Origin of the sequence: Azotobacter chroococcum (assembly GCF_002220155.1) — a bacterium.
In the GTDB taxonomy this organism is placed as follows: Bacteria; Pseudomonadota; Gammaproteobacteria; order Pseudomonadales; family Pseudomonadaceae; genus Azotobacter; species Azotobacter chroococcum.
Genome location: NZ_CP011835.1, coordinates 1,907,841 through 1,923,071 on the forward strand (window position 1 = coordinate 1,907,841; position 15,231 = coordinate 1,923,071).

11 protein-coding genes are annotated in these 15,231 nt (G+C 63.3%); 6 read left to right on the forward strand and 5 right to left on the reverse strand.

What is annotated here, in order from left to right:
- Positions 1–9: 9 nt before the first annotated feature.
- The 4 genes from pabB to rloA form a co-directional block, all read right to left on the reverse strand.
- Entirely contained in the window at positions 10–1,344 is a 1,335-nt protein-coding gene (gene pabB / locus ACG10_RS08870; protein ID WP_089167949.1) for an aminodeoxychorismate synthase component I, read from the reverse strand.
- 95 nt (positions 1,345–1,439) lie between these two features.
- Positions 1,440–2,423 carry an alpha-L-glutamate ligase-like protein gene (locus ACG10_RS08875; protein WP_039804534.1) on the reverse strand — a complete coding sequence of 328 codons (984 nt, stop codon included), beginning with the start codon at positions 2,421–2,423 and terminating at the stop codon, positions 1,440–1,442.
- Between the two features lie 3 nt (positions 2,424–2,426).
- Positions 2,427–3,953, reverse strand: coding sequence for an osmotic stress tolerance membrane protein RloB (gene rloB, locus ACG10_RS08880; protein ID WP_039804532.1), 1,527 nt, complete (start codon positions 3,951–3,953; stop codon positions 2,427–2,429).
- Positions 3,954–3,958: 5 nt separating this feature from the next.
- Complete coding sequence (rloA, locus tag ACG10_RS08885; protein ID WP_039804530.1) at positions 3,959–4,495, reverse strand: retropepsin-like aspartic peptidase RloA; 537 nt, start codon at positions 4,493–4,495, stop codon at positions 3,959–3,961.
- Positions 4,496–4,770: 275 nt separating this feature from the next.
- Here rloA and ACG10_RS08890 point away from each other — a divergent pair, with 275 nt between their 5' ends.
- The 5 genes from ACG10_RS08890 (at position 4,771) to prpF (ending at position 11,530) form a co-directional block, all read left to right on the forward strand.
- Entirely contained in the window at positions 4,771–5,493 is a 723-nt protein-coding gene (locus ACG10_RS08890; protein WP_039804528.1) for a GntR family transcriptional regulator, read from the forward strand.
- A complete protein-coding gene (prpB, locus tag ACG10_RS08895) occupies positions 5,490–6,374 on the forward strand; it encodes a methylisocitrate lyase (protein WP_039804526.1) in 885 nt (294 codons plus the stop codon). The genes ACG10_RS08890 and prpB overlap by 4 nt, the downstream gene beginning before the upstream one ends.
- A gap of 80 nt (positions 6,375–6,454) precedes the next feature.
- A complete protein-coding gene (gene prpC / locus ACG10_RS08900; RefSeq protein WP_089167950.1) occupies positions 6,455–7,618 on the forward strand; it encodes a bifunctional 2-methylcitrate synthase/citrate synthase in 1,164 nt (387 codons plus the stop codon).
- Position 7,619: 1 nt separating this feature from the next.
- Positions 7,620–10,223: a Fe/S-dependent 2-methylisocitrate dehydratase AcnD gene (gene acnD / locus ACG10_RS08905; protein WP_039804522.1), complete on the forward strand. Its 2,604-nt coding sequence runs from the start codon at positions 7,620–7,622 to the stop codon at positions 10,221–10,223.
- Positions 10,224–10,351: 128 nt separating this feature from the next.
- On the forward strand, positions 10,352–11,530 hold the full coding sequence (prpF, locus tag ACG10_RS08910; RefSeq protein ID WP_089167951.1) for a 2-methylaconitate cis-trans isomerase PrpF: 1,179 nt from the start codon (positions 10,352–10,354) through the stop codon (positions 11,528–11,530).
- Between the two features lie 160 nt (positions 11,531–11,690).
- On the opposite strand, the gene ppsR is transcribed toward prpF, so the two are convergent.
- Complete coding sequence (gene ppsR / locus ACG10_RS08915) at positions 11,691–12,509, reverse strand: posphoenolpyruvate synthetase regulatory kinase/phosphorylase PpsR (protein WP_039804518.1); 819 nt, start codon at positions 12,507–12,509, stop codon at positions 11,691–11,693.
- Positions 12,510–12,669: 160 nt separating this feature from the next.
- On the opposite strand from ppsR, the gene ppsA reads away from it, so the two are divergent.
- Positions 12,670–15,045 carry a phosphoenolpyruvate synthase gene (gene ppsA, locus ACG10_RS08920; protein ID WP_039804516.1) on the forward strand — a complete coding sequence of 792 codons (2,376 nt, stop codon included), beginning with the start codon at positions 12,670–12,672 and terminating at the stop codon, positions 15,043–15,045.
- Positions 15,046–15,231 lie beyond the last annotated feature (186 nt).

Genomic DNA, 15,231 nt, shown 5'->3' on the forward strand with positions numbered 1-15,231 from the left:
TATGAATGGCTACAGCGCGCGCAGGGTTTCCAGCAGCGTTCGCACCTTGGTGATGGATTCCTGGTACTCCGCCTGCCAGTCCGAGTCGGCGACGATGCCGCCGCCACCCCAACAGCTGATGCGATCCTTCCGGGCCAGCAGGGTGCGGATGGCGATCGAGCTGTCCAGTTCGCCGCGCACATCCAGATAGAACAGCGAGCCGCAGTAGATCGAGCGGCGTCGGTCTTCCAGTTCCTCGATGATCTGCATGGCGCGGATCTTCGGCGCGCCGGTGATGGAGCCGCCCGGAAAGCTGCCGGCGAGCAGGTCCAGGGCATCCTTTCCGGGGGCCAGCTCGGCGCTGACGCAGCTGACCAGATGGTGCACGTTCGGATAGCTCTCCAGGACGAACAGCTCGGGAACGCGCACCGAGCCGGGGCGGCAGCTGCGGCTCAGGTCGTTGCGCAGCAGGTCGACGATCATCAGGTTCTCGGCACGGTCCTTGGTACTGTGGCGGAGCTCGTCGGCGAGCAGTCGATCTTCTTCGGCGTTGCGGCCGCGCGGGCGAGTGCCCTTGATCGGGCGGGTCTCCACCCGTCCATGCGCGACCCGCAGGAAGCGCTCCGGCGAGAGGCTGAGAATGGCGCTGCCGTCGGCCAGGGACTGGTATCCGGCGAAGGGGGTCGGGCAGGCGCGGCGCAGAGCCCGGTAGGCAGCCCAGGGGTCGCCCTGGAAGGAGGCCTGGAAGCGCTGGGCGAAGTTCACCTGATAACAGTCTCCGGCCTGGATGTAGGCGAGGATGCGCTCGATGGCCTGGCGGTAGTCCTCGGAGGTCAGATCTGGCGTGAAATCCGCCTCCAGGTGGAATTCCGCCGTCTGGACTTCGCTCGGCGAAGCAAGCAGCTGTCGCAGGCGCTCGCCTTCGGCGCTGTCCAGGCTGGGGTGGCAGACCAGGGTGGTGGTCCGCGACTGATGATCACTGATCAGTGCCCAGGCATACAGGCCGATCTGGGCGTCGGGGAGTTCCAGGTCGTCGAGGGTCGTATCGGGCAGACGCTCCAGACGGCGGGCGAAGTCGTAGGAGAGGTAGCCCATCAGGCCGCCGGCAAAGGGAAGCTCGCCTGCCTTTGCATGGCCCAGGCTCGCAACTGCCTGGCGCAGGCGTCGGAGGAAGTCGCTACCGGTTTCGCCGGGGGTAGGACTGAGGCGGGTCAGGGGCCAGGCGCTGAGCAGGTCGTAGCGACCCCGCTGCGAGGCCGGCTGGCCGCTGTCGAACAGCACGGCGCCGGGCGCCTGGCGGATCCTCTCGAAATAGACGGTCGGATCGGCGCTATAGGGGAGGGCGTGGGTACGGCAACTGGGCATGCGGGGGTGTCGGTTGTGGCGAGGACTGATTGTAGCGCCAGGTGCTCCAGACTGCTGCCCGCCAGGCGATCCGCCCCCGGAGGGGCGGAGGGCAATCAGACGGCGGCGGAAACGTGGCCGAACAGCTCCTGGGAAAAGCGCACGCGCTCTGCCGGTGTTTCCTGGATGCTACGCTCCTTCAATTCGGCCAGATGCGCCTCGATCGCGTGGGTTCGCAGGGCCAGGCCGCAGTCGTTGGCGATCTGGATGTTCAGTCCGGGCCGGGCGTTGAGCTCGAGGATCAATGGCCCCTTGGTTTCGTCCAGCACCATGTCCACGCCGATGTAGCCGAGGCCGCAAAGTTCATGGCAGCCGGCCGCCAGCTTCATGAAGCCGTCCCAGTCGGGCAGCTGCACGCCGTCGACCGGGTTGGTGGTGTCCGGGTGCTTGGCGATCTTGTTGTTCAGCCAGGTGCCGCGCAGGGTGATGCCGGTGGCCAGATCGACACCGACACCGATGGCGCCCTGGTGCAGGTTGGCCTTGCCGCTGGACTGGCGGGTCGGCAGGCGCAGCATGGCCATCACCGGGTAGCCCATCAGCACGATGATGCGGATGTCCGGCACGCCCTCGTAGCTGATGCTCTTGAAGATCGGATCGGGCTTGACCCGGTATTCGATCAGCGCCCGGTCGCGGTGCCCGCCGAGGGAATAGAGGCCGGTGAGGATGCTGGAGATGTGATGCTCGAGTTCGTCATGGGTGACGATCTTGCCGGACACCGTCTTGTAGCGACCCTCGAAACGGTCGGCGATGACCATGATGCCGTCGCCGCCGGCCCCCTGGGCCGGCTTGATCACGAAGTCGCTGTGCTCGCCGATGATCTGGTCGAGCTTCTCGATTTCCTTCTCAGTCTCGATGATCCCGTAGAGCTCCGGCACATGGATGCCGGCCTCGATGGCGCGATGCTTGGTGATGATCTTGTCATCGACGATGGGATACAGGCTGCGCTTGTTGTACTTCAGCACGTAGTCCGCATTGCGCCGGTTGATGCCCATGATGCCCCTGGCTTCCAGGGCCTTCCATCTCTTCCACAGGTTGATCATGACTCAGTCCTTCAGGAAGGCCTTGAAGCGGAACAGCTCCGTCAGGCGGTAGCCGCGGTAGCGGCCCATTGCCAGCATGAAGCCCACCAGGATCAGCAGCACCGTCGGGAAGGTGAAGATGAAGTAGGTCAGCTCTGGAATGTTCATCAGCAGATGGGCCAGCGAGGCGGCGATGATAGTGCCGAGAGCGACCTTGAAGGCATGGCCGCCGCCGCGTTCCTCCCAGGTGATCGACAGGCGCTCGATGGTCATGGTCAGGATCACCATCGGGAACAGCGATACCGACAGGCCGCGCTCGAGGCCGAGCTTGTGGCTGAGCAGGCTGATGACGGCGATCAGCACCACCACGAAGGTCAGCACCACCGACAAGCGCGGCAGCATCTGTAGCTTGAGGTGCTCGAGGTAGGAGCGCAGCGACAGGCCCAGAGCGGTGATCAGGGTGAACAGGATGATGCCGAAGCCCACCTGGGTCTCGCGAAAGGCCAGGGCGATCAGGACCGGCGTGAAGGTGCCGAGAGTCTGGATGCCGATCAGGTTGCGCAGAATCAGGATCACCAGCACGCCGATCGGGATCATGATCATGATCTGGTAGGTCTGCTGGGTTTCCAGCGGCAGGCCGTACAGGGTGTATTCCAGGAAGTCGACATCGGTGTTCTGGTCGGTCATCTTGGCCAGGCCGATGGCGTTGAGCTCGCTGTTGTTCAGGGTGAAGCTCACCTTGGCCTGCTTGCCGCCGTCCACGCTGATCAGCGGCTCGTCGCCGGTCCACCAGATCAGACGGTCGGCCGGCAGTCCCGGTTCACCGGTATCGGGATTGAAATACAGCCATTTCTCGCCGTTGAAGCTGCGAATCCAGAGCTCGGGGCTGATCGCCTGGTCGGCGATCAGGCGCAGGGTATGCACACGCTCCATCGGCACGTGGGCGAAGGACAGCAGAAGTTCGACGATGCGCACCCGGTTCGAGGTCGAGCTGTTGCCGGCAGTGAGCAGCTTGACATTGTCGTCGTTGAGATTGTTGACCCGCTTGATGGTCTCGCCGATGAAGGTTTCGACGTCGGCCGAGTGCTCGCGGATGGGGGCCAGCAGGGCTTCGGCAGCGATCTTTTCGGCGCCCTCCAGCGGGATGCTGTCGCGGAAGACCGGTCCCTTGGGCTTGGGCAGGTCACCGGTATAGCGCTTGGTGAGGGCCAGGCGATAGTAGAGGGTCTGTTTGCCGCTGGTACGCCGTGCCGACCAGGTCACCCGGCGGTTGTTACCGACCTGGTTGACGCTCACTCCATAGTTGTTAGAGATGAAGCTCTCGTTGAGGCTGACATAGTCTTGGTTGAGCGGCGGAGCGAACATCTGCACTTTCACCGGCTCGCGGGGATTGGCCTGAAATTCGACGCGCGCGTCGATGTTCCACAGGTCATCGGTCTCGTCCTCGGTCACCGGAATGCCCAGGACGAAAATCTGATACGCCGTGACCAGTACCCCGATCGACACCAGCAGGACGATCAGTATTTTCAGATGCAGGTTGAGAGCGCGCATGCGTATTACTCGGCGGAATTTGCGACGGTGGCGCAGCCGGGCTTGCCGGCTGCGTATTTAATGCTTGGATCGACCAGGGCCCCGAAGCGTGCGAGTGCCTCGGAGCCGATCAGCAGCGGGTATTGGAATGCGCTCCGATCGGTCAGGTTCACCTCGATGGTGCGCAGGGTCTCGCCCATGCAGAAGTCCAGTTCGACCACCGGGCGAGCCGTGTAGGTCTTGCTTTCTGCCGGGTCGTAGTCGCCAGAACGGCGCTTGATCTTGCTGATTCGCGCCAGCGGTCGCTCGATGGGATGCGCGTGGCTGTCATCGATGGCCAGGTAGAAGCGTACCCAGGTTTCACCGTTGCGCCTGAAGCGGGTGATGTCGCGGGCACTGAGCGACGCCGTCTCGGCCCCCGTATCCAGCTTGGCCGCCACTTCCAGCTTGAGCTCGGGCAGCGACACGTATTCGTTCAGGCCAAAGATGGTTTTCTCGGCCGCGGGGAGTAGGCCCGGGATGAGCAGCAGGCAAGACAGCAGGGCGAGGGGCTGGAATCTCATAGTCCTGTAGATGGAAGCGATCGACAGTTCAGGCAACGGCTTGGCGGACGATCCCACTGCCTGGGGCGGTATGCGGTCATGGACAAGGCCGCCAGCCGCGCGCGGCGCGCATTCTAGCACGGGTTTCCCGCATCGGCAGACTCGTGGTCCGGTTCTTGGAAAAGGTGCGGTGCAGCGCACGTCTTCGACTATTGTCGACAATCATAAGGATTTGTTTGACGTATTGGCTTTGATGGCCTATTTTTCGTGCATCAAAAATACTGATTGTCGACAATATGCTGGATGCCTCCTATTCATCCCAAGCTGTCCCAGGTGACTCCGAGACACTCTCCGAACATGTCTTCCGGCGCATCCAGGCGTCGATTGTCAAGGGCGAGATCGCTCCGGGCAGCAAGATCTCCGAGCCCGAGCTGGCGCGTACCTACGGCATCAGCCGTGGTCCCCTGCGCGAAGCCATCCATCGCCTGGAGGGGCAGAAGCTGCTGGTGCGGGTGCCCCATGTGGGGGCCAGAGTGGTTTCGCTCAGCCATCAGGAGCTGATCGAGCTTTACGAAATCCGCGAGTCCCTCGAAGGAATGGCCTGCCGGCTGGCGGCCGAGCGCATGACTCAGACGGGTATCGACGAACTACGCCGGGTGCTGGAGACCCACGAGCGGGATGCGGCCTTCCAGGCCGGAGTCGGCTATTACCAGCAGGAAGGCGATTTCGACTTCCACTACCGGATCATCCATGGCAGCGGCAACCAGACGCTGGTGCGCATGCTCTGCGGGGAGATGTACCAGCTGGTGCGCATGTACCGCATCCAGTTCTCCTCCACGCCCAACCGGCCGCGCCAAGCCTTCAACGAACACCACCGGATTCTCGATGCCATCGCCGATCACGACGGCGAGCTGGCCGAGCTGCTGATGCGCCGGCACATCGCCGCATCCCGACGCAACATGGAGCGTCACTATGAGGACGCTCAGGTCAATACAGCCAATAAAAGGGGTAAGTCATGACTCAGACGTCTGCCGGACAACGCTTCCGCGATGCCGTCGCCAGCGAACACCCGTTGCAGGTGGTTGGTGCCATCAATGCCAACCATGCGCTGCTGGCCAAGCGCGCCGGTTTCAAGGCCATCTATCTGTCGGGTGGCGGAGTGGCGGCCGGTTCCCTGGGCCTGCCGGACTTGGGCATCACCGGTCTGGACGACGTGCTGACCGATGTGCGCCGCATCACCGACGTGTGCGATCTGCCGCTGCTGGTGGACGTCGATACCGGCTTCGGCTCTTCGGCCTTCAACGTCGCCCGTACCGTCAAGTCGATGATCAAGTTCGGCGCGGCCGCCATCCATATCGAGGACCAGGTCGGCGCCAAGCGCTGCGGCCACCGGCCGAACAAGGAAATCGTCTCCCAGCAGGAAATGGTCGACCGGATCAAGGCCGCCGTCGACGCCCGTACCGATGACAGCTTCGTGATCATGGCGCGCACCGACGCGCTGGCGGTCGAGGGCCTGAACTCTGCCCTGGATCGCGCTGCTGCCTGCATCGAGGCCGGTGCCGACATGATCTTCCCCGAGGCGATCACCGAACTGGCGATGTACAAGACCTTCGCCGACCGGGTGAAGGCGCCGATCCTGGCCAACATCACCGAGTTCGGTGCCACCCCGCTGTACACCACCGAAGAGCTGGCCAGCGTCGACGTGTCCCTGGTGCTCTATCCGCTGTCGGCGTTCCGCGCCATGAACAAGGCGGCCGAGAACGTCTATACCGCGCTGCGCCGTGACGGCACCCAGAAGAACGTGATCGACACCATGCAGACCCGCATGGAGCTCTACGAGCGCATCAATTACCACGCGTTCGAGCAGCACCTCGACGCGCTGTTCGCAGCCAAGAAGTGACCCGGCACCCGGGCCGGCCTGTGCAGGTCGGCTCTGGGGAAAACAAGAGAAATATCCAACCGGATTAGGAGAAACGAGCGATGAGCGCTACCGCAGAAACTACCACTGTGGGCTTCAAGCCGAAGAAATCAGTGGCCCTGAGTGGCACCGCCGCCGGCAATACTGCCCTGTGTACCGTGGGTCGCACTGGCAATGACCTGCATTACCGCGGCTATGACATTCTCGACTTCGCCACCACCTGCGAGTTCGAGGAAATCGCCCACCTGCTGGTACATGGCAAGCTGCCCAACGTCGCCGAGCTGACTGGTTACAAGGCCAAGCTCAAGTCCTTGCGTGGCCTGCCGGCCGGCGTGAAGGCCGCCCTCGAGCAGCTGCCGCCCTCCGCCCACCCGATGGACGTGATGCGCACCGGCGTGTCCGTGCTGGGCTGCCTGTCGCCCGAGAAGGACGACCACAACCACCCGGGTGCCCGCGACATCGCCGACAAGCTGATGGCCTCCATGGGCTCCATGCTGCTGTACTGGTACCACTTCAGCCACAACGGCAAGCGCATCGAGGTGGAAACCGATGACGACACCATCGGCGGCCACTTCCTGCACCTGCTGCACGGCAAGAAGCCGAGCGACTCCTGGGTGAGCGCCATGCACACGTCGCTGATCCTCTACGCCGAGCATGAGTTCAACGCGTCCACCTTCACCTCCCGGGTAATCTCCGGCACCGGCTCCGACATGTTCTCCTGCATCACCGGCGCCATCGGTGCGCTGCGCGGACCGAAGCATGGCGGTGCCAACGAGGTGGCCTTCGAGATCCAGAAGCGCTACGACAACCCGGACGAGGCCGAAGCCGATATCCGTGCTCGTGTCGAGCGCAAGGAAGTCGTGATCGGCTTCGGTCACCCGGTCTACACCGTTGCCGACCCGCGCAACAAGGTGATCAAGGAAGTTGCCCGCGAGCTCAGTGTCGAGCAGAGCAACACCAAGATGTACGACATTGCCGAGCGCCTCGAGAGCGTGATGTGGGAAATCAAGAAGATGTTCCCCAACCTGGATTGGTTCAGCGCCGTCAGCTACCACATGATGGGCGTCCCCACCGCGATGTTCACCCCGGTGTTCGTGATCGCCCGTACCTCCGGGTGGGCCGCCCACGCCATCGAGCAGCGCATCGACGGCAAGATCATTCGTCCGAGCGCCAACTACGTCGGTCCGGAAGACTTGAAGTTCGTGCCGCTCAAGGAGCGCAAGTAAGATGAACACCCAATATCGCAAGAGCCTGCCCGGTACCCAGCTGGACTACTTCGACACCCGCGCGGCGGTCGAAGCCATCCAGCCGGGTGCCTATGACAAGCTGCCGTACACCTCCCGCGTGCTGGCGGAACAGCTGGTTCGCCGCTGCGATCCGGCCATGCTGACCGACTCGCTGAAGCAGATCATCGAGCGCAAGCGTGACCTGGACTTCCCGTGGTACCCGGCCCGTGTGGTCTGCCATGACATCCTCGGTCAGACCGCGCTGGTCGACCTGGCCGGCCTGCGCGATGCGATTGCCGAACAGGGCGGCGACCCGGCCAAGGTCAACCCGGTGGTGCCGACCCAGCTGATCGTCGATCACTCGCTGGCGGTTGAGTACGCGGGGTTCGATCCGGACGCCTTCGAGAAGAACCGCGCCGTTGAAGACCGTCGCAACGAAGACCGTTTCCACTTCATCGAGTGGACCAAGACTGCCTTCAAGAACGTCGACGTGATCCCGGCCGGCAACGGCATCATGCACCAGATCAACCTGGAGAAGATGTCTCCGGTGATCCAGGCCCGTGGCGGCGTGGCCTTCCCGGATACCTGCGTGGGTACCGACAGCCACACTCCGCACGTCGACGCCCTCGGCGTGATCGCCATCGGCGTCGGCGGTCTGGAAGCCGAAACCGTGATGCTCGGCCGCGCGTCGATGATGCGCCTGCCCGACATCGTCGGCGTCAAGCTGACCGGCAAGCATCAGCCCGGCATCACCTGCACCGACATCGTGCTGGCGCTGACCGAGTTCCTGCGCAAGGAGCGCGTGGTGGGTGCCTACGTCGAGTTCTTCGGCGACGGCGCTGCCAGCCTGAGCATCGGCGACCGAGCGACCATCTCCAACATGTGCCCGGAATACGGCGCCACCGCGGCGATGTTCTACATCGACCAGCAGACCATCGACTACCTCAAACTGACCGGCCGCGAGCCGGAGCAGGTTGCCCTAGTCGAAAACTACGCCAAGACCACCGGCCTGTGGGCCGATGCGCTGGTCGAGGCCGAATACGAGCGCGTGCTCGAGTTCGATCTGTCCACCGTCGTGCGCAACATGGCCGGCCCGTCCAACCCGCACCGTCGCCTGCCGACCTCCGCCCTGCACGAGCGCGGCATTGCCGACGAGGCCAAGCTGGAAGCTGCCCGGGCCGAAGAGGCCGAAGGCCTGCTGCCGGATGGCGCGGTGATCATCGCCGCCATCACCAGCTGCACCAACACCTCCAACCCGCGCAACGTGGTTGCTGCCGGCCTGCTGGCCAAGAAGGCCAACGAGCTGGGTCTGGTGCGCAAGCCGTGGGTGAAGAGCTCGTTCGCACCGGGCTCCAAGGTCGCCAGGCTGTATCTGGAAGAAGCCGGCCTGCTGCCGGAGCTGGAAAAGCTCGGCTTCGGCATCGTCGCCTACGCCTGCACCACCTGCAACGGCATGTCCGGTGCGCTGGACCCGCAGATCCAGCAGGAAATCATCGACCGCGACCTGTACGCCACTGCCGTACTGTCCGGCAACCGCAACTTCGACGGCCGTATCCACCCGTACGCCAAGCAGGCCTTCCTCGCCTCGCCGCCGCTGGTGGTCGCCTACGCCATCGCCGGCACCGTGCGCTTCGACATCGAGAAGGATGCACTGGGTACCGACAAGAACGGCAACCCGATCACCCTGAAGGATCTGTGGCCGAGCGACGAGGAGATCGATGCCATCGTCGCCTCCTGCGTCAAGCCGGAGCAGTTCAAGCAGGTCTACATCCCGATGTTCGACCTGGGCGCGGTGGAAGAAGCCAAGAGCCCGCTGTACGACTGGCGTCCGATGTCCACCTACATCCGCCGTCCACCGTACTGGGAAGGCGCGCTGGCCGGTGAACGTACCCTCAAGGGCATGCGTCCGCTGGCGGTGCTGCCGGACAACATCACCACCGATCACCTGTCGCCGTCCAACGCCATCCTGCTCGACAGCGCCGCTGGCGAGTACCTGGCCAGGATGGGCCTGCCGGAGGAGGACTTCAACTCCTACGCCACCCACCGTGGCGACCATCTGACCGCCCAGCGCGCCACCTTCGCCAACCCGCAGCTGGTCAACGAGATGGCCGTGGTCGATGGCCAGGTGAAGAAAGGTTCGCTGGCGCGCGTCGAGCCGGATGGCAAGGTCATGCGCATGTGGGAAGCCATCGAAACCTACATGGAGCGCAAGCAGCCGCTGATCATCATCGCCGGTGCCGACTACGGTCAGGGCTCCTCGCGTGACTGGGCGGCCAAGGGCGTGCGTCTGGCCGGTGTCGAGGCCATCGCCGCCGAAGGCTTCGAGCGCATCCACCGTACCAACCTGGTCGGCATGGGCGTGCTGCCGCTGGAGTTCAAGGCCGGCGTCAACCGCAAGACCCTGGGCATCGACGGCACCGAGACCTTCGACGTGAAAGGCGACATCTCGCCGCGCTGCGACCTGACCCTGGTCATCCAGCGCAAGAACGGCGAAACCGTCGAAGTGCCGGTCACCTGCCGGCTCGACACCGCCGAAGAGGTCTCGGTCTACGCGGCCGGTGGCGTGCTGCAGCGCTTCGCCAAGGACTTCCTCGGCCAGGCCTGACCGGCTTGCCGTCCGGTCCCCGCCTTGCTGCCATCGGCAGCGGGGTGGCTGGCCGGCTCTGGCAGGCCCACGCATTCCCATTCCTGTGCTGCCATCCGGCAGCACAGTCTCATGAGGATAAGATTTCCATGGCTCATGTACTCCAGATCCGTGTTCCGGCCACCTATATCCGTGGCGGCACCAGCAAGGGTGTGTTCTTCCGTCTGCAGGATCTGCCACAAGCCTGCCAGGTGCCGGGCGAGGCGCGTGACCAGCTGCTGCTGCGCGTGATCGGCAGCCCCGATCCGTACGGCCAGCAGATCGACGGCATGGGGGGCGCGACTTCCAGTACCTCCAAGACCGTGATCGTCGCCAGGAGCGAACAGCCGGATCACGATGTCGACTACCTGTTCGGTCAGGTGGCGATCAACAAGGCATTCGTCGACTGGTCGGGCAACTGCGGCAACCTGACCGCAGCGGTCGGTGCCTTCGCCATCGCCGGTGGTCTGGTCGATTCCTCGCGCATTCCGCAGAGCGGCATCTGCACCGTGCGCATCTGGCAGAAGAACATCGGCAAGACCATCATCGCCCATGTGCCGATCACCAACGGTGCAGTGCAGGAAACCGGCGATTTCGAGCTGGACGGCGTGACCTTCCCGGCCGCCGAGGTGGTCATCGAGTTCATGGATCCGGCCGACGGCGAAGGCTCGATGTTCCCCACCGGCAACGTGGTCGATGAGCTGGAAGTGCCGGGCATCGGTACCTTCAAGGCTACCATGATCAACTCCGGCATTCCGACCATCTTCCTCAATGCCGCCGATATCGGTTACACCGGTACCGAGCTGCAGAAGGACATCAACTCGGATGCCGAGGCTCTGGCGCGTTTCGAAACCATGCGTGCCTACGGCGCGGTGAAGATGGGCCTGATCGCGGACATCTCCGAAGCGGTCGCCCGTCAGCACACGCCGAAGATCGCCTTCGTCGCCCCGGCTACCGACTACGTGGCTTCCAGCGGCAAGCAGGTGGCGGCCAGCGAGATCGACGTCTGCGTGCGCGCCCTGTCGATGGGCAAGCTGCACCACGCCATGATGGGCACCGCCTCGGTCGCCATCGCCACCGCTGCGGCGGTGCCGGGCACCCTGGTCAACCTGGCGGCCGGTGGTGGCCTGCGCGAAGCGGTGACCTTCGGCCATCCGTCCGGCACCCTGCGCGTCGGCGCGGCGGCGGCAGAAGTCAACGGCGAGTGGACCGCCACCAAGGCGGTCATGAGCCGCAGCGCCCGTGTGTTGATGGAAGGCTGGGTGCGCGTGCCGGGTGATGCATTCTGAGGTGCCTTGCCGGCTGGAGAGGATGGCCGTCTGCGGTGTGGGAGTATCGACTGTGCCTCGGCGGCGCGTCCGCGATGGGCTGGCAAGCGACACGAAAAAACCGGGGCCGAAAGGCTCCGGCTTTTTCAGGTCTGCACATTTGCTGCCGAGAGGCGGTTGTTTATTTCAGTCGCCGTTCCACACCCTTTTCGACAAGGATCTTGGCCGAGATCTCTTCCACCGAGAAATGGGTGGAATTGATATAGGGAATGTTTTCGCGACGCAACATTTGCTCCACTTCGCGCACCTCGAACTCGCACTGGGCGAAGCTGGAATAGCGGCTGTTCGGCTTGCGCTCGTGGCGGATGGCGGCCAGGCGCTCGCTGTCGATGGTCAGGCCGAACAGCTTGTCCCGATAGGGTTTGAGAGCCGCCGGCAGCTGCAGGCGCTCCATGTCTTCTTCCGTGAGAGGGTAATTGGCGGCGCGGATGCCATACTGCATGGCCATGTAAAGGCAGGTCGGGGTCTTGCCGCTGCGGGAGACGCCCAGCAGGATCAGGTCGGCCTTGTCGTAGTAGTGGGTGCGGGCGCCGTCGTCGTTGTCGAGGGCGAAGTTCACCGCCTCGATGCGCTCCATGTAGTGGGCGTTGTGACTGATGGAGTGCGATTTGCCCACGGAGTAGGAAGAGTGGGAAGCCAGTTCGTGTTCCAGTGGTGAAAGAAAGGTCGAAAAGATATCAATCATGAATCCGTTGGATTTGGCCAGAATGTCACGGATCTCCTGATTGACTACGGTGTCGAAAATGATCGGCCGGGCACCATCCTTTTCCGCCGCAGAATTGATCTGCTGCACCATGCCGCGCGCTTTTTCCGCCGTGTCGATGTAGGGGCGCGTGAGTTTGGTGAAGGAAATGTTTTCGAATTGCGCCAGCAGGCTCTGGCCAAGGGTTTCCGCAGTGATACCCGTGCCGTCGGAGATGAAGAAAGCGGTTCGTTTCATTGCACCCTTGGCCTTAAGAACATGACGACAGTTAGGCTATGCTAAGTCCCGGCATTGCCGGGTATCCTTGCCCGGCATTGTCACTTATTTTCATGGGTCAAGCCAGAATCGCGCGGAGAAGGTCCCGCCTGAGCTTCCCATCCCTAGTGGAGAATTCATCTTGGTAGAGTACGTAGTTTCCCTTGACAAGCTCGGCGTCCACGATGTGGAGCGAGTAGGGGGCAAAAACGCATCCCTGGGCGAAATGATCAGCAACCTGTCCGGCGCCGGCGTATCCGTTCCCGGGGGCTTTGCCACTACCGCCCAGGCCTACCGTGACTTCCTCGAGCAAAGCGGTCTGAACGAGCGTATCCATGCAGCGCTCGACGCACTGGATGTGGATGACGTGAATGCGCTGGCGAAGACCGGTGCACAGATTCGCCAATGGGTGATGGAGGCCGAGCTGCCCGCGCAGCTTGATACCGATATTCGCAGGGCCTTTGCCGAAATGGCTGGCGGCAACGAGCATCTGGCCGTGGCCGTGCGCTCCTCCGCCACGGCAGAGGACCTGCCCGACGCCTCCTTCGCCGGCCAGCAGGAAACCTTCCTCAACATCCGCGGTGTGGACAATGTGATCCGCGCGGCGAAGGAGGTCTTCGCCTCCCTCTTCAACGACCGTGCCATTGCCTATCGGGTACACCAGGGCTTCGATCACAGGCTGGTTGCCCTGTCTGCCGGCGTGCAGCGCATGGTGCGTTCGGAAACCGGCACTGCCGGCGTGATGTTCACCCTGGACACCGAGTCCGGTTTCCGTGACGTGGTGTTCATCACCGGTGCCTATGGTCTCGGTGAGACGGTGGTGCAGGGTGCGGTGAACCCCGATGAATTCTATGTGCACAAGCCGACCCTCGAGGCCGGCCGCCCTGCCATCCTGCGCCGCAACCTGGGCAGCAAGGCGATCAAGATGGTCTACGGCGAGGAAGCCAAGGCCGGCAAGTCGGTGAAGACCGTCGAAGTGAGCGGTGAGGATCGTACCCGCTTCTGCATCAGCGACGCCGAGGTCACCGAGTTGGCCAAGCAGGCGCTGATCATCGAGAAGCACTACGGGCGGCCGATGGACATCGAATGGGCCAAGGACGGTGACGATGGCAAGCTCTATGTCGTCCAGGCACGTCCGGAAACCGTGAAAAGTCGCGCCAGCGCCACCGTGATGGAGCGCTACCTGCTGAAGGAAACGGGCACTATCCTGGTCGAGGGGCGTGCCATCGGTCAGCGGATCGGGGCCGGCCCGGTCAAGGTGATCCACGATATCTCCGAAATGGACAAGGTCCAACCGGGCGATGTACTGGTTTCGGACATGACCGACCCGGACTGGGAGCCGATCATGAAGCGCGCCAGCGCCATCGTCACCAACCGGGGCGGGCGTACCTGCCATGCGGCGATCATCGCCCGCGAGCTGGGCATCCCGGCGGTCGTAGGCTGCGGCAACGCCACCAGCGTACTGCAGGATGGCCAGGGTGTGACCGTCTCCTGTGCCGAAGGCGATACCGGTTACATCTTCGAGGGCGAACTGGGCTTCGATATCCGCAAGAACTCCATCGATGCCATGCCGCAGCTGCCGTTCAAGATCATGATGAACGTCGGCAACCCGGACCGGGCCTTCGATTTCGCCCAGTTGCCGAACGAGGGCGTAGGCCTGGCCCGCCTGGAGTTCATCATCAACCGCATGATCGGCGTGCACCCCAAGGCGCTGCTGAACTTCGCCAGCCTGCCGCCGGAAATCAAGGCCAGCGTCGAGAAGCGCATCGCCGGCTATGACGATCCGGTTGGCTTCTACGTCGAGAAGCTGGTCGAGGGCATCAGCACCCTGGCAGCCGCCTTCTGGCCGAAGAAGGTCATCGTGCGCATGTCCGACTTCAAGTCCAACGAGTATGCTAACCTGATCGGCGGCAAGCTCTACGAGCCGGAGGAAGAGAACCCGATGCTCGGCTTCCGCGGCGCCTCGCGCTATATCAGCGAATCCTTCCGCGACTGCTTCGAGCTGGAGTGCCGGGCGATCAAGAAGGTGCGCAACGAGATGGGGCTGAGCAACGTCGAGATCATGATCCCCTTCGTGCGCACGCCGGGTGAGGCCAGTCAGGTCATCGACCTGCTCGGCAGCCATGACCTCAAGCGTGGAGAGAATGGCCTGCGCGTGATCATGATGTGCGAGTTGCCTTCCAACGCACTGCTGGCCGAAGAGTTCCTCGAGTACTTCGATGGCTTTTCCATCGGCTCCAACGACCTGACCCAGCTGACCCTGGGCCTGGACCGCGACTCGGGTATCGTTGCCCACCTGTTCGATGAGCGGAACGCTGCCGTGAAGAAGTTGCTGTCCAGCGCCATTCAGGCCTGCAACAAGGCCGGCAAGTACATCGGCATCTGCGGCCAGGGTCCGTCGGATCATCCGGATCTGGCCAAGTGGCTGATGGAGCAGGGGATCGACAGCATTTCGCTGAATCCGGACTCGGTGCTCGATACCTGGTTCTTCCTGGCCGAGGGACAGCTGGCCCACTGATTCCAGGTTGTCCCGATGAGCGAAAGAAGGGTGGGCCGGTTCCCACCCTTTTTTTGCTTGCGAATTTGTATATTCGACGTAGGTCGCTCCCTATCTGCGCCTTTTTCCGTCCGATTCGGCATTTCACCCAGGCAGGTCCATCGCTAAGATGTGCGGGCTGATCCGGCGCGGACATCTCCTTGTCGC